25 protein-coding genes are annotated in these 18,875 nt (G+C 73.5%); 21 read left to right on the forward strand and 4 right to left on the reverse strand.

What is annotated here, in order from left to right; genetic code table 11:
• The first annotated feature begins 62 nt into the window (after positions 1–62).
• The 3 genes from EST54_RS14445 to EST54_RS14455 all read left to right on the forward strand — a co-directional run bounded on the left by EST54_RS14445 (position 63) and on the right by EST54_RS14455 (position 2,720).
• Entirely contained in the window at positions 63–1,052 is a 990-nt protein-coding gene (locus EST54_RS14445; protein WP_129248041.1) for an ABC transporter ATP-binding protein, read from the forward strand.
• Between the two features lie 85 nt (positions 1,053–1,137).
• Positions 1,138–1,962 (forward strand): ABC transporter permease, encoded by an 825-nt coding sequence (locus tag EST54_RS14450; RefSeq protein WP_129248017.1) that lies wholly within the window; start codon positions 1,138–1,140, stop codon positions 1,960–1,962.
• A 68-nt stretch (positions 1,963–2,030) separates the two neighbouring features.
• Positions 2,031–2,720, forward strand: a complete 690-nt coding sequence (locus tag EST54_RS14455; RefSeq protein WP_174857438.1) for an ABC transporter permease — start codon at positions 2,031–2,033, stop codon at positions 2,718–2,720.
• A gap of 85 nt (positions 2,721–2,805) precedes the next feature.
• Here the strand turns inward: EST54_RS14455 and ybaK are convergent, their stop codons facing one another.
• Genes ybaK through EST54_RS14470 form a run of 3 tightly spaced genes read right to left on the reverse strand, consistent with a single transcriptional unit; the run spans position 2,806 to position 5,773 of the window.
• Positions 2,806–3,318, reverse strand: a complete 513-nt coding sequence (gene ybaK / locus EST54_RS14460) for a Cys-tRNA(Pro) deacylase (protein ID WP_129248019.1) — start codon at positions 3,316–3,318, stop codon at positions 2,806–2,808.
• A gap of 57 nt (positions 3,319–3,375) precedes the next feature.
• Complete coding sequence (locus tag EST54_RS14465; protein WP_129248020.1) at positions 3,376–4,122, reverse strand: LON peptidase substrate-binding domain-containing protein; 747 nt, start codon at positions 4,120–4,122, stop codon at positions 3,376–3,378.
• A 49-nt stretch (positions 4,123–4,171) separates the two neighbouring features.
• The gene (locus tag EST54_RS14470) at positions 4,172–5,773 is read right to left on the reverse strand and encodes an oxidoreductase (protein ID WP_129248021.1); all 1,602 of its coding nucleotides are present in this window, start codon (positions 5,771–5,773) and stop codon (positions 4,172–4,174) included.
• A 264-nt stretch (positions 5,774–6,037) separates the two neighbouring features.
• Between EST54_RS14470 and hisD the strand changes: the two genes are divergently transcribed.
• From hisD to EST54_RS14530, 12 genes are all read left to right on the forward strand, one after another.
• Positions 6,038–7,360, forward strand: a complete 1,323-nt coding sequence (gene hisD, locus EST54_RS14475; RefSeq protein WP_129248022.1) for a histidinol dehydrogenase — start codon at positions 6,038–6,040, stop codon at positions 7,358–7,360.
• An 8-nt stretch (positions 7,361–7,368) separates the two neighbouring features.
• Positions 7,369–8,487, forward strand: coding sequence for a histidinol-phosphate transaminase (locus tag EST54_RS14480; protein WP_129248042.1), 1,119 nt, complete (start codon positions 7,369–7,371; stop codon positions 8,485–8,487).
• Positions 8,484–9,077 (forward strand): imidazoleglycerol-phosphate dehydratase HisB, encoded by a 594-nt coding sequence (gene hisB, locus EST54_RS14485; RefSeq protein WP_030085936.1) that lies wholly within the window; start codon positions 8,484–8,486, stop codon positions 9,075–9,077. Before EST54_RS14480 ends, hisB begins: the two co-directional genes overlap by 4 nt.
• A complete protein-coding gene (locus EST54_RS34655) occupies positions 9,074–9,238 on the forward strand; it encodes a hypothetical protein (RefSeq protein ID WP_167511540.1) in 165 nt (54 codons plus the stop codon). Before hisB ends, EST54_RS34655 begins: the two co-directional genes overlap by 4 nt.
• Positions 9,229–9,885 carry an imidazole glycerol phosphate synthase subunit HisH gene (gene hisH / locus EST54_RS14490; protein ID WP_129248023.1) on the forward strand — a complete coding sequence of 219 codons (657 nt, stop codon included), beginning with the start codon at positions 9,229–9,231 and terminating at the stop codon, positions 9,883–9,885. Before EST54_RS34655 ends, hisH begins: the two co-directional genes overlap by 10 nt.
• Before the next feature lie 8 nt (positions 9,886–9,893).
• On the forward strand, positions 9,894–10,616 hold the full coding sequence (gene priA, locus EST54_RS14495; RefSeq protein ID WP_129248043.1) for a bifunctional 1-(5-phosphoribosyl)-5-((5-phosphoribosylamino)methylideneamino)imidazole-4-carboxamide isomerase/phosphoribosylanthranilate isomerase PriA: 723 nt from the start codon (positions 9,894–9,896) through the stop codon (positions 10,614–10,616).
• A gap of 21 nt (positions 10,617–10,637) precedes the next feature.
• The gene (locus EST54_RS14500) at positions 10,638–11,045 is read left to right on the forward strand and encodes a Rid family hydrolase (RefSeq protein ID WP_129248024.1); all 408 of its coding nucleotides are present in this window, start codon (positions 10,638–10,640) and stop codon (positions 11,043–11,045) included.
• Entirely contained in the window at positions 11,042–11,806 is a 765-nt protein-coding gene (gene hisF, locus EST54_RS14505; RefSeq protein ID WP_129248025.1) for an imidazole glycerol phosphate synthase subunit HisF, read from the forward strand. Before EST54_RS14500 ends, hisF begins: the two co-directional genes overlap by 4 nt.
• A gap of 61 nt (positions 11,807–11,867) precedes the next feature.
• Positions 11,868–12,137 carry an SH3-like domain-containing protein gene (locus EST54_RS35895; protein ID WP_129248026.1) on the forward strand — a complete coding sequence of 90 codons (270 nt, stop codon included), beginning with the start codon at positions 11,868–11,870 and terminating at the stop codon, positions 12,135–12,137.
• Complete coding sequence (locus tag EST54_RS35900) at positions 12,127–12,414, forward strand: SH3-like domain-containing protein (RefSeq protein WP_129248027.1); 288 nt, start codon at positions 12,127–12,129, stop codon at positions 12,412–12,414. Before EST54_RS35895 ends, EST54_RS35900 begins: the two co-directional genes overlap by 11 nt.
• Entirely contained in the window at positions 12,411–13,001 is a 591-nt protein-coding gene (locus tag EST54_RS14520; RefSeq protein WP_129248028.1) for a nitrile hydratase subunit alpha, read from the forward strand. Before EST54_RS35900 ends, EST54_RS14520 begins: the two co-directional genes overlap by 4 nt.
• 268 nt (positions 13,002–13,269) lie before the next feature.
• Positions 13,270–13,902: a TIGR03085 family metal-binding protein gene (locus tag EST54_RS14530; protein WP_129248029.1), complete on the forward strand. Its 633-nt coding sequence runs from the start codon at positions 13,270–13,272 to the stop codon at positions 13,900–13,902.
• Between the two features lie 79 nt (positions 13,903–13,981).
• Here the strand turns inward: EST54_RS14530 and EST54_RS34060 are convergent, their stop codons facing one another.
• Positions 13,982–14,125: a hypothetical protein gene (locus EST54_RS34060; protein ID WP_154074018.1), complete on the reverse strand. Its 144-nt coding sequence runs from the start codon at positions 14,123–14,125 to the stop codon at positions 13,982–13,984.
• A 32-nt stretch (positions 14,126–14,157) separates the two neighbouring features.
• On the opposite strand from EST54_RS34060, the gene hisI reads away from it, so the two are divergent.
• From hisI to trpC, 6 genes are all read left to right on the forward strand, one after another.
• Positions 14,158–14,562, forward strand: coding sequence for a phosphoribosyl-AMP cyclohydrolase (gene hisI, locus EST54_RS14535; protein ID WP_129248030.1), 405 nt, complete (start codon positions 14,158–14,160; stop codon positions 14,560–14,562).
• An 11-nt stretch (positions 14,563–14,573) separates the two neighbouring features.
• Positions 14,574–16,118, forward strand: a complete 1,545-nt coding sequence (locus tag EST54_RS14540) for an anthranilate synthase component I (protein WP_129248031.1) — start codon at positions 14,574–14,576, stop codon at positions 16,116–16,118.
• Between the two features lie 67 nt (positions 16,119–16,185).
• Positions 16,186–16,851, forward strand: a complete 666-nt coding sequence (locus tag EST54_RS14545) for a TIGR02234 family membrane protein (RefSeq protein WP_129248032.1) — start codon at positions 16,186–16,188, stop codon at positions 16,849–16,851.
• A gap of 86 nt (positions 16,852–16,937) precedes the next feature.
• Positions 16,938–17,180, forward strand: a complete 243-nt coding sequence (locus EST54_RS14550; protein ID WP_129248033.1) for an HGxxPAAW family protein — start codon at positions 16,938–16,940, stop codon at positions 17,178–17,180.
• Positions 17,181–17,342: 162 nt separating this feature from the next.
• Positions 17,343–17,780 (forward strand): DUF2752 domain-containing protein, encoded by a 438-nt coding sequence (locus tag EST54_RS14555; RefSeq protein WP_129248034.1) that lies wholly within the window; start codon positions 17,343–17,345, stop codon positions 17,778–17,780.
• A 182-nt stretch (positions 17,781–17,962) separates the two neighbouring features.
• A complete protein-coding gene (trpC, locus tag EST54_RS14560; RefSeq protein ID WP_129248035.1) occupies positions 17,963–18,772 on the forward strand; it encodes an indole-3-glycerol phosphate synthase TrpC in 810 nt (269 codons plus the stop codon).
• The last annotated feature ends 103 nt before the right edge of the window (positions 18,773–18,875 follow it).

The raw sequence follows: 18,875 nt of genomic DNA on the forward strand, positions 1-18,875 counted from the left end.
GCGGGCCGGAGGCGGTCCGGGGACGCGTACCCTCATAGCTCGTGAGGACGGGCGCAAAACAGGTGGAGCGCGGTGTGCCGGTGTGCGCCGTGCGGGACCTGGTCAAGACGTACCCCGCGACGCGCGGGCGCCGCGGGGCGGCACAGGCGCCCGCCGTACGGGCCAACGACGGCATCACCCTGGACGTGCGCCGCGGCGAGATCTTCGGGCTGCTCGGCCCCAACGGCGCCGGCAAGTCCACCCTGGTGCGCCAGCTGACCGGACTGCTGCGCCCGGACTCCGGCAGCATCGCCGTCCTCGGCCACGACCTGGTGCGCCACCCGGAGCGGGCCGCCCGCCTGCTGGGCTACCTGGGCCAGGAGTCCACGGCGCTGGACGAGATGACCGTCGCGCTGGCGGTGGAGACCACCGGACGGCTGCGCGGCCTCGGCGCCCGCGAGGCGCGTGCCGAGCGGGACGCGGTGATCGGCGAGCTGGGCCTCACCGACCTCACGGGACGGGCGCTGAAGCAGTTGTCCGGCGGGCAGCGGCGGCTGGCCTGCTTCGCCACCGCGCTGATCGGCGAGCGGCCGCTGCTGGTGCTGGACGAGCCGACCACCGGGATGGACCCGGTCGCCCGGCGCGCCGTCTGGGCCGCGGTCGACCGGCGGCGCGCCGAGCGCGGCGTCACGGTGATGCTGGTGACCCACAACGTCCTGGAGGCCGAGAGCGTGCTCGACCGGGTCGCGGTGATCGACCGGGGCCGGGTGATCGCCTGCGACACGCCCGGCGGACTGAAGGAGATGGTGAGCGAGGAGGTCCGGCTGGAGCTGGTGTGGCGCGACCGGCCGCCGCTGGACGTGCCCGAGGTCGCCGCCCTCGCCGCCGCCGCGCACACCTCCGGCCGCCGCTGGACCCTGCGGCTCCCCGCCGACCGGGCCCGCACCGCCGTCGCCGCCGTCACCTCGGGTCCCGCCTTCGCCGCCCTCGACGACTTCACCCTCGCCACGCCGAGCCTGGAGGATGTGTACCTTGCCCTCGGCGGCCGCGCGGAGGGGCTGGTCAAGGCGTGAACGGCGCGGGGTGCGGCGCACGTATCGAAGACCGCGGACGGCGCGCGGACAGCAGCCGGCAGAACGAGGAAGGCTCGGTGACAGCGTGAGTGTGGTTCCCGTGCAGGCGGTGGCCGGTACGGCCGTCGGCGCCGGGGTGGGGACCGGGGACGGTGCCGCCCCGCTGGCGCCCCGTGCCCGCTTCGGGCCCGCGCTCGGCGCCGTCTACCGCGCCCAGCTCTCCCGGGCCCGGGTGGCACGGATCCCGCTGCTGTTCGTGGCCACCTTCCAGTCCGTCGGGATCATGGTCCTGCTGCGCGGAGTGGTGGACAGCGGTGACCCGGCGCGGTCGGTGGTGTCCGGCTCCAGCGTGCTGGTCGTCGCCTTCGTCGCGCTCAACCTCCTCGCCCAGTACTTCGGCCAGCTGCGGGCCGGCGGCGGGCTCGACCACTATGCGACGCTGCCGGTGCCGCCGGCCGCCGTGGTGCTCGGCGCCGCCGCCGCGTACGCCTCCTTCACCGTGCCGGGCACGATCGTCACCGCGGTCACCGGCTGTGTACTCTTCCAGCTGCCGATGGCCCATCTGTGGGTGCTGGCCGCCGTGATCCCGCTCGCCGGGGCGGCGCTGGCCGGCCTCGGCGCGGCCCTCGGACTGCTCGCCCCGCGCCCCGAACTCGCCACGCTCTGCGGCCAGTTGGGGATGTCGGCGGCGCTGTTGCTGGGGGTGCTGCCGGCCGCGCGGATGCCCGAGGTGCTCGGCTGGGCCCGCGATCTGCTGCCGTCGACCTATGGCGTGGAGGCGCTGTCGCGCAGCTTCGACCCGCATCCCGACTGGCTCGTGGTCGCCGCCGACCTGGGTGTCTGTGCGGCCGTCGGGGTGCTCTCGCTGGCCGTCGCCACCTGGGCCTACCGGCGGGCGGCCACCCGATGACCGCCTCCGGCCCCTCCAACGGGCGTCCTGCCGCCGGTCCCCCCGGCCCCACCTGGCACGATGACGGGGTGACCGCACCGCTGACGCCCCGCGACAACCAACCGCCCGACGAGCCGCAGCACCCCCAGGCCGCGCCCGCCCCCAGCCACGGAGCCACCGCCGAGCACCCTGACCACACCGGCCTCGGCGGCCCCGAGCTGGCGCGTGAGCTGCGCGAGGGCGCGCTGATCGTGCTCGTGGTCGCGGTGAGCGGAGTGCTGCTCGGGGTGCTGTGGAACTGGCTCGCCCCGCACATCCCGCTGATCGCGGACACCCGCAACGTCTACCTGAAGAACACCGAGGGCGAGGAGGCGATCGGCGCGGACGGCACCTTCGTCCTGCTGTCCCTCGGCTTCGGGGTGCTCAGCGCCGCCGTGGTCTTCCTGCTGCGCCGGCGCGGCGGGATTCCGCTGGTCGTGGCGCTGGTCGTGGGCGGGCTGCTGGGTGCGGTGCTGGGCTGGGTGACGGGGATGTGGCTGGGCCCCACCCCGGACGTGGCCGCGCACGCCAAGCAGGTCGGCCCCGGGGTGACCTTCTCGGGCCCGCTGCGGCTCCAGGCCAAGGGCGCGCTGCTGGCCTGGCCGATCGCCTCGATGCTCACCCAGCTGGCGCTGACCGGGCTCTTCGGTCCGCGGGACCCGGAGCCGGATCCGGACTGGTCCGGTCACCACGACCACCCGGAAGAGCCGCCCGCGCCGGACGCGCCCACCGCGCACTGACGCCGCCGGACACCGACGCACCAGCAGGGGCGGCCGCCCTCGCGGCTGCCCCCGCCCGGTCTCCGGGACGCCCGGACCGGACCGGCTAGCTCCGTGCGATCGGCGCGACCCGGGCGCCCGTGAGCGCCACCAGGTCCTCCGGCGTCAGCTCGACCTCCAGGCCGCGCCGCCCCGCCGAGACACACACGGTCGGCCGGCCCTGGGCGGAGGCGTCCACGACCGTGGGCAGCCGCTTGCGCTGCCCCAGCGGTGAGATCCCGCCCAGGACGTACCCCGTACTGCGCTCGGCCGCCGCCGGATCGGCCATCGCGGCCCGCTTGCCGCCCACCGCGGTCGCCAGCGCCTTCAGGTCCAAGGACCCCGACACCGGCACCACGGCGACCGTCAGCGCGCCGTCGACCTCCGCGAGCAGCGTCTTGAAGACCTGCTCGGGCGCGACCCCGAGGGCCTCGGCGGCCTCCTCGCCGTACGAGGCGGCGGCCGGGTCGTGCGCGTAGGCATGCACCGTGAAGGGCACACCGGACGCGGTGAGCGCCACCGTCGCGGGCGTACCGCCCCCGGGCTGCCCGCCCTTCTTCTGCTTCGTCTTCTTCGGCACCGTGAAAACGCCTCACTCGCCAGGGACCGGCCCCCCGCGGGCCCGGGCCGCGGAACGTCAGTTGGGGTGGGTGGGCTGCCGGGTCAGGTCCACGGCCGGCAGCGACGGGAGCTTGCCGAGCAGCGCCGATTCCTGGCGCAGCAGCGTCAGCTCCTGTGCCAGCCGGGCCGCGGCGTCCGGCGCCTCCAGCAGCTGCTGCTTGGCGGGGACGTCCAGCACGGCGGCCGCGGCCACCAGATACGACAGCACGGACGGGTCGGCCGGCAGGTCCTGGCCGCTCGACAGGGTCCGTTCGTTCGCCCAGGCCAGCCGCTTCTGATAGGTGCGGAAGGCCCGGACGACGCCGGAGGCCAGCGCGCCCGCGCCGTCCCCCTCGTCGTCCGGCAGCTCCTCCACCTCACCGGTCAGATACGGCCCCGAGGCCTCCACCGACAGCAGCCGGAAGCGGGTGGTGCCGGTGGCGAGCACCTCGTAGCCGGTGTCGTCGGCGGACGACTTCTCCCGGATGGTGGCCGCGTCCGCGATGCAGCCGACCGTGTGGAACGCCCGCATCGGGTCGTCACCGAAGCCTGCTGCGGGACCCTCCGCGGTCGGCAGCGTGGCGTCCGGCATGCCCTGCGCGGTGGGCGCGACCTCCCGGCCGTCCCGGATGGTGATCACCGCGAACCGGCGGTCGTCCTCGGGCACCGCGCTCAGATCGCGCATCATCGCCCGGTAGCGCGCCTCGAAGACGTTGAGCGGGAGTACGAGTCCCGGGAACAGCACCGAGTTCAGCGGGAAGAGGGGGAGGCGCACGGAGGTCACAGCCGGTAAGCCTAGAGCCTGTAGCGGTCCGGGCCATCACCCGTACCGGCTATTGCCGCCGCAGCAGCCGCGAGGCGCCGGCCGCGACCGTGGTGGCGAGCACCCAGCCCGCCAGGATCAGCACCGCGGCCACCCACTGCGACCCGCCGCCCGGCTTCCAGGCGGCCCCCTGATTGAGGTCTATCACCGGAAGCAGCAGGTCCAGGGAGTAGAGATACGGATTCCAGGGCGGCGCCTCACCCGCCTTCAGGGGCGGCGGAGGGGACGTCGAGAAGTAGAGCGTGCCGATCGCCCACAGCACGGCCATCCACACCGCGGCCCGCCCCGGCCGGTAGCCGTAGGCCACCGTCCAGTCCTGCAGGATCCCCCAGAGCTTCGCGGCCAGCGGCAGCGTCTCGCGGCGGCGCCGCTGCTTGGCCAGCAGCACCTCCCGGGCGTCGGCGTCCTCACCCGTGCTGCGCAGCGAGGCGGCCAGCATCTCGTACGGCTCGGGCGCGTACTCGGGGGTCGCCGCGGCCACCCACTGCAGCCGCAGCGCCAGCGGGAAGTGCCCGCGCGGGATCAGCGTCTCGTAGGCGAAGCCGGCCATCCACAGCCCGCCCAGCCCCGGCCAGCTCGCCGATTTGTCGATGAGGTTGACCACCCGGGCACCGGAGAGGATGACCCGGCCGCGCTGCGGGCGCTCACCGAGGAACCGCAGCTCGGGCGTCTGGATCCGGCGCAGCGACAGCTCCTGGTCGGACTCCATGATGAAGCGGGCGTTCTCGAAGTCGACCGCGTCGCCGAAGCGCCCGTCGTCCAGCCGCATCCCGCCCTCGCACTCGAAGCGCTGCACCCGGGTGCCGCGCGAGGGGGTCTGGCCGATGCCGTACGGGGGAGTGGCGCCGCTGGAGAACGGGGAGTTCGCCAGGCCCGCGGCGGTCAGATAGAGAGTGCGCTCGACGGTCAGCTGCGGGGCGTTCAGCGCCCGGCGGCCGAACGGGTTGCACAGCCGGCTGCCGCGCAGGCTCAGCGAGACGCCGACGGTGGCGCCGCGCAGCGACAGCTCGCCGTAGGACTCCATCATCTCGGCCTGCAGGTCCTGTGCGACGGTCAGCCCGTCCGCCATGAGCGACCGGCCCTGGCGGTCCTTGTGGACGATGGTCTGATTGAGCATCAGATCGGTGCCTATCTGCGCGTCCGTGAGCCGGATGCCGGACTGCACCACACAGCGCGGCAGATGGAGATCGCCCTCGGTGTGCAGCCGGGCCGCCTCCAGCCGGGGTATCGCGCAGTTCACCAGCCGCAGCGTGGTGAAGTGGCTCTCCGGCAGCACCACCTCGGCCTCGAAGCGGCAGTCCCGCAGCTCCACGAATGGCTTGATCGTGCCGCCCGCAACGTCGAGAGTGTCCGTGATGTACGCGCCGGTGAGCTGTAAGGCGGCCACCCGTCCCGGCTGCGGGGGCGGCCCGTCGAGCATCAGCAGCGCCACGACCCGGGCGCGCACCCGGCGCTCGGGGCCCCACAGGTGCTGCCCGTGCGGATCGTCGCGGGCCGGATCGCCGATGTGCAGGTCGCAGGTGCTGCCGTTGCGGAAGGCCTGCCACATGCTCCATTCCGCGGAGGTCAGTTGCAGGTCGGCGGGCGCGTCGCCGTCCCCGGGCTCGGTCACTGTGGATCCCCCTTGCTGTCCCGTGGTGTGTCGCAACCTGTTCGGACGCACCCTCGTGCACCGGTCGTGTGGCGTCCCACAGGCGTCCCCGTACGCCGTCAGCTGGCCCTTGCCCGCCCCGTGTCTGCTTGAACACGCGTGGTCAGGGCCAACTCCGGTCAACTTCGAACGGCCGGGTCACGGTGCGTCCGCGGCGCACGCCGCTGTGTATCACTGAGTGATACGGCCGCTCGGGCCCAGGAGCAGGTCTGAGACACTGGGAGGGTGATCTCCCGAATCGACCTGCGCGGTGACGCCCTCCCCGAGGGCGGCGCCCTGCGCGATCTGCTGCCCCGTGCCGAGTTCGACGTGGAAGCCGCCCTGGAGAAGGTGCGGCCCATCTGCGAGGACGTACGCCATCGCGGCACCGCGGCGCTGATCGATTGTGCGCGGCGGTTCGACGGCGTCGAGATCACCCGCGTACGGGTGCCCGACGAGGCCCTGCGCGAGGCCCTCGACGGGCTGGACCCGGCCGTGCGGGCCGCTCTGGAGGAGTCCATCCGGCGTGCCCGGATCGTCCACCGCGAACAGCGCCGCACCGATGTCACGACCAAGGTCGTCCCCGGCGGCACGGTCACCGAACGCTGGGTGCCCGTCGAGCGGGTGGGGCTCTACGTCCCCGGCGGCCTGGCGGTCTACCCGTCCTCCGTCGTCATGAACGTCGTCCCGGCGCAGGAGGCCGGGGTCACCGGCATCGCCGTCACCTCCCCGCCGCAGAAGGAGTTCGGCGGCCGGCCGCACCCGACCATCCTCGCCGCCTGCGCCCTGCTCGGCGTCGACGAGGTCTACGCCGCCGGCGGCGCCCAGGCCATCGCGATGTTCGCGTACGGCACCGAGGAGTGCCTGCCGGTCAACCTCGTCACGGGCCCCGGCAACATCTACGTCGCCTCCGCCAAGCGCCTGCTCAAGGGACGCATCGGCATCGACGCCGAGGCCGGCCCCACCGAGATCGCGGTCCTCGCGGACGCCACCGCCGACCCCGAGCACGTCGCCGCCGACCTGATCAGCCAGGCCGAGCACGACACCCTGGCCGCGGCCGTGCTGGTCACCGACTCCGCCGAGCTCGCCGACGCCGTCGACGAGGCCCTCAAGCGGCAGGTCGCCGCCACCAAGCACATCGAGCGGATCACCGAGGCGCTGGGCGGCCGGCAGTCCGCGACCGTCCTCGTCGACGGCATCGACGAGGGCCTCACGGTCGTGGACGCCTACGGCGCCGAACACCTGGAGATCCAGACCGCCGACGCCTCCGCCGTCGCCGCCCGGGTCCGCAACGCCGGCGCGGTCTTCGTCGGCCCCTGGGCCCCGGTCTCGCTCGGCGACTACTGCGCCGGCTCCAACCACGTCCTGCCCACCGGCGGCTGCGCCTGCCACTCCTCCGGCCTGTCCGTGCAGTCCTTCCTGCGCGGCATCCATGTCGTGGACTACTCGCGCGACGCGCTGGCCGAGGTCGCCCACCATGTGGTGACCCTCGCCGAGGCCGAGGACCTCCCGGCCCATGGCGCCGCGCTGAAGGCCAGGTTCGAATGGAAGGTCCCGCAGAGCAAGTGAGCAGGCACGTGACCCGTATCGACGACCTCCCCATCCGGGACGAGCTGCGCGGCCAGTCCCCCTACGGCGCGCCGCAGCTGGACGTCCCGGTGCGCCTGAACACCAACGAGAACCCCTACCCGCTGCCCGAACCGCTGGTCCGGCGGATCGCCGAGCGGGTGACCGAGGCCGCCCGGCAGCTCAACCGCTACCCCGACCGGGACGCGGTCGAGCTGCGCGAGGCGCTGGCCCGCTACCTCACCGGCACCGGCGGCCACCCGGTCACCCGGGAGCAGATCTGGGCCGCCAACGGCTCCAACGAGGTCATCCAGCAGCTGCTGCAGACCTTCGGCGGCCCCGGCCGCACGGCCCTCGGCTTCGAGCCGTCGTACTCCATGCACGGGCTGATCTCCCGCGGCACGGGCACCGGCTGGATCTCCGGCCCGCGGGGCGCCGACTTCACCATCGACGTCGAGGCGGCGCGGGCGGCCATCGCCGAGCAGCGGCCCGACGTGGTCTTCATCTGCTCGCCGAACAACCCCACCGGCACCGCCGTCGAGGCGGAGACGGTGCTGGCGCTGTACGACGCCGCGCAGGCGGCGCGGGCCGACGGCGCCGGGGCCCTGGTGGTGGTCGACGAGGCCTACGGCGAGTTCAGCCACCGCCCCTCGCTGCTGCCGCTGATCGAGGGCCGGCCGAATCTGGTGGTCTCGCGGACCATGTCCAAGGCGTTCGGCGCGGCCGGACTGCGGCTGGGCTATCTGGCCGCCGATCCCGCCGTGGTCGACGCCGTCCAGCTCGTGCGGCTGCCTTACCACCTCTCGTCCGTCACCCAGGCCACCGCGCTCGCCGCGCTGGAGCACACCGACACCCTGCTGAAGTACGTCGAGCAGCTCAAGGCCGAGCGGGACCGCCTGGTCACCGAGCTGCGGGCGAGCGGCTGCCAGGTCGTCGACTCCGACGCCAACTTCGTGCAGTTCGGTCTCTTCGACGACGCGCACGCCACCTGGCAGGCGATCCTCGACCACGGCGTGCTGGTCCGTGACAACGGCGTACCGGGCTGGCTGCGGGTCACCGCCGGCACCCCGGCCGAGAACGACGCGTTCCTCGACGCGGTTCGTGCAGTACTGAAGGAGAGCAAGCGATGACCCGCGTAGGACGCGTGGAGCGCACCACGAAGGAAACGTCCGTGCTCGTCGAGATCGATCTCGACGGCCGGGGCGAGGTGGAGGTGTCGACCGGGGTCGGCTTCTACGACCACATGCTCGACCAGCTCGGCCGGCACGGCCTGTTCGACCTGAAGGTCAAGACCGACGGCGATCTGCATATCGACACCCACCACACCATCGAGGACACCGCCCTCGCGCTGGGTGCCGCCTTCAAGCAGGCCCTCGGCGACAAGTCCGGCATCTACCGCTTCGGTAACTGCACCGTCCCGCTGGACGAGTCGCTGGCCCAGGTGACCGTCGACCTCTCCGGCCGCCCGTATCTGGTGCACACCGAGCCGGAGAACATGGCGCCGATGATCGGCAGCTACGACACGACCATGACCCGGCACATCTTCGAGTCGTTCGTCGCCCAGGCCCAGATAGCGCTGCACATCCACGTGCCGTACGGCCGCAACGCCCACCACATCGTGGAGTGCCAGTTCAAGGCGCTGGCCCGGGCGCTGCGCTACGCCAGCGAGCGGGACCCGCGGGCGGCCGGCATCATCCCGTCCACGAAGGGCGCGCTGTGAACGGCCTGTCGACCGTCTTCATCCTGCTCGGCCTCTTCCTCCTCGGCGGCGTCTACTCCTTCTGGAAGCAGCAACTCCCCAAGAGCCTGATCGTGCTGTTGTCCGTCGGCTCGGCGCTGTGCCTGGCCGCCGGTGTGCTCCGGTTGGAGGTATGGAATTGACCGCCTCGGCACCCCGTAAGAAGGTCGTCGTCTTCGACTACGGCTTCGGCAACGTCCGCTCCGCCGAGCGCGCCCTGGCGCACGTCGGCGCCGAGGTGGAGATCACCCGGGACTTCGACCGGGCGATGAACGCCGAGGGGCTGCTGGTCCCCGGCGTCGGCGCGTTCGCCGCCTGCATGGCCGGGCTGAAGGAGGCCCGCGGCGACTGGCTCGTCGGCCGCCGGCTGTCCGGCGGGCGCCCCGTGATGGGCATCTGCGTCGGCATGCAGATCCTCTTCGGCCGCGGCATCGAGCACGGCATCGAGACCGAGGGCCTGGACGAGTGGCCCGGCACGGTCGGCCCGCTCAAGGCCGAGGTCGTCCCGCACATGGGCTGGAACACCGTCGAGGCCGCCGACGGCTCGCAGCTCTTCGCCGGGCTGCCCGCCGACGCCCGCTACTACTTCGTGCACTCCTACGCGGTGCACGACTGGGAGCTGGAGGTCGGCAACCCCCACCTCGCCGCACCGAAGGTCACCTGGGCCACCCACGGTGAGCGGTTCGTGGCCGCGGTCGAGAACGGCCCGCTGTGGGCCACCCAGTTCCACCCCGAGAAGTCCGGCGACGCCGGCGCCCAGCTCCTGACCAACTGGATCAACACCCTGTGAGCCCCTTGATGCCGAAGCTCGAACTCCTCCCCGCCGTCGACGTCCGCGACGGCCAGGCCGTCCGCCTCGTCCACGGCGAGTCCGGCTCCGAGACCTCCTACGGCGACCCGCTGGAGGCGGCCCTCGCCTGGCAGCGGGCCGGCGCCGAATGGCTGCACCTCGTCGACCTCGACGCGGCCTTCGGCACCGGCGACAACCGGGCGCAGATCGCCCAGGTCGCCCGGTCCATGGACATCAAGGTCGAGCTGTCCGGCGGTATCCGCGACGACGACACGCTCGCCGCCGCGCTCGCCACCGGCTGCCGCCGGGTCAACCTCGGCACCGCCGCGCTGGAGACCCCCGAGTGGGTCGCCAAGGTCATCGCCGAGCACGGCGAGAAGATCGCGGTCGGCCTGGACGTGCGCGGGACGACGCTGCGCGGCCGCGGCTGGACCCGCGACGGCGGCGACCTCTACGAGACGCTGGCCCGCCTCGACGCCGAGGGCTGCGCCCGCTACGTCGTCACCGACATCAACAAGGACGGCACCCTCCAGGGCCCCAACCTGGAGCTGCTGCGGAACGTCTGCGCGGCCACCGACCGCCCCGTCGTCGCCTCCGGTGGCGTCTCCTCCCTCGACGACCTGCGGGCGCTCGCCACGCTGGTACCCGAAGGTGTGGAGGGCGCGATCGTCGGCAAGGCGCTCTATGCGAAGGCGTTCACCCTCGAAGAGGCGCTGGCAGCAGTGTCGTAACGGCGAACGAAAGGCCGCGTGATGACCATCGAGCGCGTACGGACCGACAACCCCTGGGAAGACAAGATCGGCTTCGCGCGCGCCGTGGCGGCCGGCGACCGGGTCCTGGTCGCCGGCACGATGCCACTGGTCGACGGCGTGCTCCAGGGGGAGGGCGACCCCTACGTCCAGACCCGGACCGCCCTCACCAACGCGCTGGCCGCGCTCACGCCCTTCGGCCTGGGCGCCGACGCGGTACTGCGGACCCGGCTGTACCTCACCCACCTCCGCGACGTGGACGCGGCCGGCCGCGCCCACCGGGAGCTGTTCGAGGCCACCCCGCCGGTCGCGACCCTGGTCGTGGTCTCCGGCTTCGTCGACTCCCGCGTCCTGGTCGAAGTAGAACTCGAAGCATTCCGCGAACAGTCAGAAAGGCCCTCCCACCCATGACCCTGGCGGTCCGAGTCATCCCTTGCCTGGACGTCGACAACGGCCGGGTCGTCAAGGGCGTCAACTTCCAGAACCTGCGGGACGCCGGCGACCCGGTCGAGATGGCGAAGATCTACGGCGAGGAGGGCGCCGACGAGCTGACCTTCCTCGACATCACCGCCTCCTCCGGCAACCGCGAGACCACCTATGACGTGGTCCGCCGCACCGCCGAGCAGGTCTTCATCCCGCTCACCGTCGGCGGCGGCGTGCGCACCCCCGACGACGTGGACAAGCTGCTGCGGGCCGGCGCCGACAAGGTCGGCGTCAACACCGCAGCCATCGCCCGGCCCGACGTGATCCGCGAGATCGCCGAGCGCTTCGGCAGCCAGGTCCTGGTGCTGTCGGTCGACGCCCGCCGCACCGACGCCGGCACCCCCTCCGGGTTCGAGGTCACCACCCACGGCGGCCGCCGCGGCACCGGCATCGACGCCGTCGAATGGGCCCACCGCGCCGCCGCCCTCGGCGCCGGCGAGATCCTGCTGAACTCCATGGACGCCGACGGCACCAAGGACGGCTACGACGTCGAGATGATCGAGGCGGTCCGCAAGCACGTCACCGTCCCGGTGATCGCCTCCGGCGGCGCCGGCCGGCTGGACGACTTCGCCCCGGCCGTCGCGGCCGGCGCCGACGCGGTGCTCGCCGCCTCCGTCTTCCACTTCGGCGACCTGCGCATCGGCCAGGTCAAGGACGCCCTCCGGAGCGCGGGGCACCCGGTGCGCTGACCCGAAGGCCGCCGCCCCGGAGCCTGCTGACACGAAGATCATTGACGCGTAGGCTCCGCCCATGAGCCGTGTCAACGATGTAGGTGGCCAGACCGGGTTCGGGGCGCTGGAGATCGAGGCGGACGAGCCGCCGTTCCACGCCGACTGGGAGGCGCGGGTGTTCGCGCTCAACTCCACGTTGGTACGGAACGGGGTGTACCGGCTCGACGAGTTCCGGGACGCGGTCGAGCGGATGGCACCGCAGCAGTATCTGGCGGCGTCGTACTACGAGCGGTGGCTGCTCGCGATCGAGACGCTGCTGGCCGAGCGGGGGCTGCTCGGTGCGGGCTGAATTCCGGGCGGGGGAGCGGGTGCGGGTGCGCCCCGGCGACCCCGCGGGGCACAACCGGGCGCCGCGCTATGTGCGCGGCCAGGTGGGGCGGATCGTCGAGTGCCAGGGCAGCTGGGAGCTCGCGGACGAGGTGGCGGCAGGGGTGGCCGAGCCCCGGGTGGAGCCCGTCTACACCGTGGCCTTCACCGCGGGCGACCTGTGGGGCGAGGGCGGTCATCAGGTCACGGTCGACCTCTGGGAGTCGTACATCGAGCGGGTACGGGAGGACGGGACATGAGCGGCGAGCACACGAGTGCGCCGGTGGCGGCGCGGGTGCGGCGGCTGGAGGAGCGGCTGATCGAGGCCGGGGTGGTCGCACAGGAGCAACTGGACGCGTCCCTCGCCGCGATGCTGAAGGGCGCCTCGCCGGTCAACGGAGCGCGGATCGCGGCGCGGGCCTGGACCGACGAGGGGTTCCGGGAGCGGCTGCTGACCGACGCGAACGCGGCGCTGCCCGAGGTGGGGCTGTCGATGGCGGGCGGCATCCAGGAGCAGCGGCTCAAGGTCGTCGAGAACACCGCCACCACGCACCACGTCCTGGTGTGCACGCTGTGCTCCTGCTATCCGGTCGGGCTGCTGGGGCCGTCGCCGTCCTGGTACAAGAGCGAGGCCTACCGCTCGCGGGTGGTACGGGAACCGCGGGCCGTGCTGGCCGAGTTCGGGCTGGTGCTGCCGGACGACACCGCGATCACCGTGTGGGACTCCAGCGCGGAGAGCCGCTACATGGTCCTGCCCCGGCGGCCCGCCGGCACCGCGGGGTACAGCGAGCCGGAGCTGGCCGCGCTCGTCACCCGCGAGGGGCTCATCGGGACCGCCGCGGTCTGACTCAGCGCCCGGTGCGCGCCGCCCGGAGGAACGCGCGGTTCATCGTGGTGATGCTGAACAGCTCGATGCCCTTGGGACAGGCGGGGGCGCACAGTTGACGACGGCCGACCAGCCGCCGCGCTTCAGGTGCACGACGGACGCTACGGCACCCTGCCAGATGCGCGGCACCATTGCTGACGACCTGGCAGCCGGGTGACCGGGCCGGTCATCCGCGGCCGCCGGGCGCGGCCCCGTGGCAGGGCTCCGGGGCCGGTCGTAGGCTGGCCGCATGTCGACCCATGCGAAGCGTGAACGGCTCCTTCTCGCCGACCTGTTGGAGAGCGCCGGCCCCGAGGCGCCGACGCTGTGTGAGAACTGGAGCGCGCGGGACCTGGCCGCGCACGTGGTGGTGCGCGAACGGCGCGCCGACGCGGCCGCCGGGGTCCTCGTCAAGCCGCTGGCCGCACGGCTCCAGCGGGTGCAGGCGGAGTTCGCCGCCAAGCCGTACGAGGAGCTGATCCAGCTGATCAGGACCGGGCCGCCGAGGATGTCGCCGTTCGCACTGAAGCAGCTCGACGAGGTGTCCAACACCGTCGAGTTCTACGTGCACACCGAGGACGTGCGGCGGGCGCAGCCGGACTGGTCCGCGAGGGAGCTCGACCCCGTCTTCGCGGACGCCCTGTGGTCCCGGCTGGAGCGGATGGCCCGGGTGCTGGGCCGCAAGTCGCCGGTGGGCCTGGTGCTGCGGCGGCCGGACGGGCGGACGGCGGTCGCCCATCGCGGCACCCCGGTGGTCACGGTCGTCGGCGAGCCGGGCGAGCTGACCATGTTCGCCTTCGGCCGGCAGGAGGCGGCCGACGTGGCGCTGGACGGCGACAAGGAGGCGATCGACCGGCTGCTGACGGCAAAGCTGGGGGTCTGACCGCCCGCGTGCCCGCTCCTGCCGTCCGGGGCCGAGCGCACACCTGGGGCCCGTCCGACGGGTCAGGGTCGGACAGGCCCTACAGCCGGAACACCACGACCACGATGGCCACGGCCACCGCCACCGCCGCCGCGCACACCGCCCCCAGCACCCGCGCGGCCACCCGCGCGGCACGGTCCGGGTCCGGCGGCGGTGGCGGCAGGGGCGGCTCCTGAGGATGCATGTGTGCAGGATGCCGCACGGCACAATGGACGCATGACCCGCAGCCGCACCACCGCCCCCGGCCAGGCCCCCGCTGCCGCCTCCGCCCTCGACCCGGCCATCGCCGCCCGCCTCAAGCGCGGCGCCGACGGCCTGGTCCCCGCCATCGCCCAGCAGTACGACACCGGCGAGGTGCTGATGCTGGGGTGGATGGACGACGAGGCGCTGCACCGCACCCTGACCACCGGCCGCTGCACGTACTGGTCCCGCAGCCGCCAGGAGTACTGGGTCAAGGGCGACACCTCCGGCCACGTCCAGCACGTGAAGTCGGTGGCGCTGGACTGCGACGCCGACACCGTCCTGATCAAGGTCGATCAGGTCGGCGCCGCCTGCCACACCGGCGACCGCACCTGCTTCGACGCCGACGTCCTGGCCGCCGAGGCCGGGCCCGACCAGTAGGCTCCGCTGCCATGACCACGGGAACCACCGGCACCGCCACTCCGGACCTCGACACCTTCCGCACCCTCGCCAAGGACCGTCGGGTCATCCCCGTCACCCGGCGCCTGCTCGCGGACGGCGACACACCGGTCGGGCTCTACCGCAAACTCGCCGCGGAACGCCCCGGCACCTTCCTCCTGGAATCCGCCGAGAACGGCCGTACGTGGTCGCGCTACTCCTTCATCGGCGTCCGCAGCGCCGCCACCCTCACCACCCGCGACGGGCAGGCGCACTGGCTCGGCACCCCGCCCGTCGGCGTCCCCACCGGCGGCGACCCGCTCCAGGCGCTGCGCGCCACCGTCGAGGCGCTGCACACCCCCCGCGACCTCATCGAGGGCGCGGGACTGCCGCCGTTCACCGGCGGCATGGTCGGCTACCTCGGCTACGACATCGTGCGCCGCCTGGAGAAGATCGGCGAGCAGACCAGCGACGACCTCCGGCTGCCCGAGCTGACCATGCTGCTCACCTCCGACCTCGCCGTCCTCGACCACTGGAACGGCACGGTCCTGCTGATCGCCAACGCGATCAACCACAACGACCTCGACACCGGTGTCGACGAGGCCTACGCCGACGCCGTGGCCCGACTGGACACCATGGCCTACGACCTCGCCCGGCCCGCCCCCGCCAGCGCCGCCGCGATGCCGCCGTCCGCGGTCCCGCCGTTCACCGCCGAGTGGGGCGGCCCGGCCTTCCAGGACGCCGTCGAGGACATCAAGGAGCGCATCCGGGCCGGCGAGGCCTTCCAGGTCGTGCCCTCCCAGCGCTTCGAGACGCCGTGCACGGCGAGCGCGCTGGACGTCTACCGGGTGCTGCGGGCCACCAACCCCAGCCCGTACATGTACCTCTTCCGCTTCGAGGGCGGCGAGGGCGCCGAGGAAGGCGCCTTCGACGTGGTGGGCTCCAGCCCGGAGGCGCTGGTCAAGGTGGAGGGCGGCCGGGCCACGGTCCACCCCATCGCCGGCACCCGCCCGCGCGGCGCCACCGTCCAGGACGACCAGGCCCTGGCCGAGGAGCTGCTGGCCGACCCCAAGGAGCGCGCCGAGCATCTGATGCTGGTCGACCTGGGCCGCAACGACCTGGGCCGGGTCTGCGAGCCGGGCAGCGTGGAGGTCGTCGACTTCATGTCCATCGAGCGCTACAGCCATGTGATGCACATCGTCTCCACGGTCACCGGGCAGGTGGCCGAGGGCCACAGCGCCTTCGACGTGCTCACCGCCTGCTTCCCCGCCGGCACCCTCTCCGGGGCGCCCAAGCCGCGCGCCCTGCAGATCATCGAGGAGCTGGAGCCGACCCGGCGCGGGCTGTACGGCGGCTGCGTGGGCTACCTCGACTTCGCCGGCGACTCCGACACCGCCATCGCGATCCGCACGGCCCTGCTCCGGGACGGCACCGCCTACGTCCAGGCGGGCGCCGGAGTGGTCGCCGACTCCGACCCGGTGGCCGAGGACACGGAGTGCCGCAACAAGGCGGCCGCCGTGCTGCGCGCCGTGCACACCGCCAACCACCTGGGAAAGTGACCGGCCGCACGCCCCGCACCCACCCCGCGCACCGGACCCCGCCGGCCGGTGCGCGATAGTGGTGCCCGTGAGTGCCGTACCCCAGACCCGTACCGACGTCCCGTCCGCGGGCGAGCCGGCCGCCGCGCCGGCCAGCCGCGCACGCGGCGCCACGCGCAGTCTCGCCCTCGCCCTGCTGGCCGGCGCGGCCGGCGCGGGCCTGGCGCTGCTGGCCTCCGGCCGAATCTGGGCCCGGGGCTCCGCGGAGCTCGCCCAGGGCGCGCTGCCGCGCAGCGTGACCGGCGCCGATGTGACCGGGGTGCCCGGCGCGCTGGCCGTCGTCGGCCTGGCCGCGCTGGTCGCGGTCTTCGCTGTGCGCCGGGTCGGCCGGATCGCGGTCGCCGCGCTGCTCACGCTCAGCGGCGCGGGCATCGCCGTCGCCGCCGTGCTGGGCAACTCCGACACCTCCGCGCTGCGGGAGAAGGCCGCCACCGCGGTCGGCCTGACCGGCGCCGGTGTGCATCACGTCACGCACACCGGCTGGCCGTGGGTGGCCGCGGCCGGCGGCGGGCTGCTGCTGGTCGCCGGGCTGCTGGCGCTGGTGTACGGACGCCACTGGCCTGCGATGTCGGGCCGGTACGAGCGCACGCCCGGCGGCGCCCGCGGCCCGCGCCGGGCCCCGGCCCCGCCGGATCTGGACCGTCCGGAGGAGATCTGGAAGTCCCTGGACCGCGGTGAGGACCCCACCCGGTAAAGGTGCTCCGCGCGGCATCGGTGACAATGGGCGACGAGGATCACCGCGCCCCGAACCCCGGCGCGACAGAGCAACGAGGAGCATTCATGTCGAGCAGTGGCCACGGACACACCCCCGCCGCCTGGACGGGCGTCATCATCTCGTTCATCGGCTTCTGCGTCTCCGGAGCCTTCATCGTGCTGGGGAACGTGCCCGGCTTCTGGGCCGGCATCGTGCTGATCGGCCTCGGTGCCGTGGCCGGCGGTCTGATGCGTGCGGCTGGCATGGGCCAGGAGCCCCGCCGCGCCAAGCCCGCTTCCCCGGCGCAGGCCCAGCCGCAGGAGGGCTGAGCTCCCGCTCCCGTGGCGCCGCCCGGCGCCACCCCGCAGTTCCCTTCGAAGGCGCCGCTTCCCGGCCCGTACGCACCCGTGGTGCCGTACCCGCCGTCCGTGCCCGCTCCGTACGGCGGCCGAGAAGCTGCGCCTTCGCGCACACCGCCGCACAATCGGCACGTGAGCGATCCCGTGGCGCACCCGGCCCCCCGGCGGAGCGCGCTGCCCCGCCGTCTCGCGGCACCCCTGGGCGCCCTGACCGCCGCCCTCGCGGCATTCGTCTACGTCGGCGCCGTCGATCCGCACGAGCCCGGCCACTATCCGGTGTGCCCGCTGCTGCATCTGACCGGCCTGTACTGCCCGGCCTGCGGCGGGCTGCGCAGCGCCCATGACGTCGTCCACGGAGATCTCCCCGCGGCCCTGGGCGCCAACGCCCTCGCGGTGGCCGGGTACGCCGCCTGTGCGGTCTTCTGGGCGGTCTGGCTCACCCGTGCGGTGCGGGGCCGCCCGACGGCGGGCCCCCGGCCGCGGGCCGTCCACTGGTGGGCGCTGGCCGGGCTGCTGCTGGTCTTCACCTTCGTCCGCAACCTCCCCGCCGGCAGCGCGCTGGCCCCGTGACCGCGGCCGGGCGAGGCGGCCGCACAACCTCCCCGTCACCGGCAAATGTCCAGGTCGTGGGACTGCGGTCCACCGGATGCGAGACCTGCATGCCATGGCGGATACCATCGAAGGACCGGGTGGGACGGCTCGTCCCCACGGGTGACTGTCCACCTCCCCCGCTCAAGAAGGAGGCCGCTCGCGTGAGTGTGCTCGACGAGATCATCGACGGGGTCCGCGCCGACCTCGCGGAGCGGCAGGCCCGCGTCACTCTCGACGAGCTCAAGGAGCGGGCCCGCAAGGCGCGCCCCGCGAAGGACGGCGTCGCGGCCCTCAAGGGCGAGAGCGTGACGGTGATCTGCGAGGTCAAGCGCTCCAGCCCCTCCAAGGGCGCGCTCGCCGCGATCGCCGACCCGGCCGGCCTGGCCGCCGACTACGAGGCGGGCGGCGCGGCGGTCATCTCCGTCCTCACCGAGCAGCGCAAGTTCGGCGGTTCGCTGGCCGACCTGGAGGCCGTCCGCGCCAAGGTCGACATCCCCGTCCTGCGCAAGGACTTCATCGTCACCGCCTACCAGTTGTGGGAGGCCCGGGCCTACGGCGCCGACCTCGCGCTGCTGATCGTCTCCGCGCTGGAGCAGGAGGCGCTGGTCTCGCTGATCGAGCGGGCCGAGTCGATCGGGCTCACGCCGCTGGTCGAGGTGCACGACGAGGACGAGGTCGCCCGCGCGGTGGACGCCGGCGCCAGGATCATCGGCGTCAACGCCCGCAACCTCAAGACCCTGGAGGTCGACCGCGGCAACTTCGCCCGGGTCGCCCCCGAGATCCCCGACCACATCGTCAAGATCGCCGAGTCCGGTGTCCGCGGACCGCACGACCTGATCGCCTACGCCAACGACGGCGCGGACGCGGTGCTGGTCGGCGAGTCGCTGGTCACCGGCAAGGACCCCCGGACCTCGGTCGCCGACCTGGTCGCCGCGGGCTCCCACCCGGCGATCCGGCACGGCCGCTCCTGAGCGCCCGCCCCCAGGACAGGACACCCACCCCGACATGACCGCCGCGCGGGGGCCCGGCAGCCGCGGTGCCACGAGGGCAGCGCGGAGCACTTGGCCTCGGGGC

It is taken from the genome of Streptomyces sioyaensis (assembly GCF_004122735.1).
Lineage (GTDB): Bacteria > Actinomycetota > Actinomycetes > Streptomycetales > Streptomycetaceae > Streptomyces > Streptomyces sioyaensis.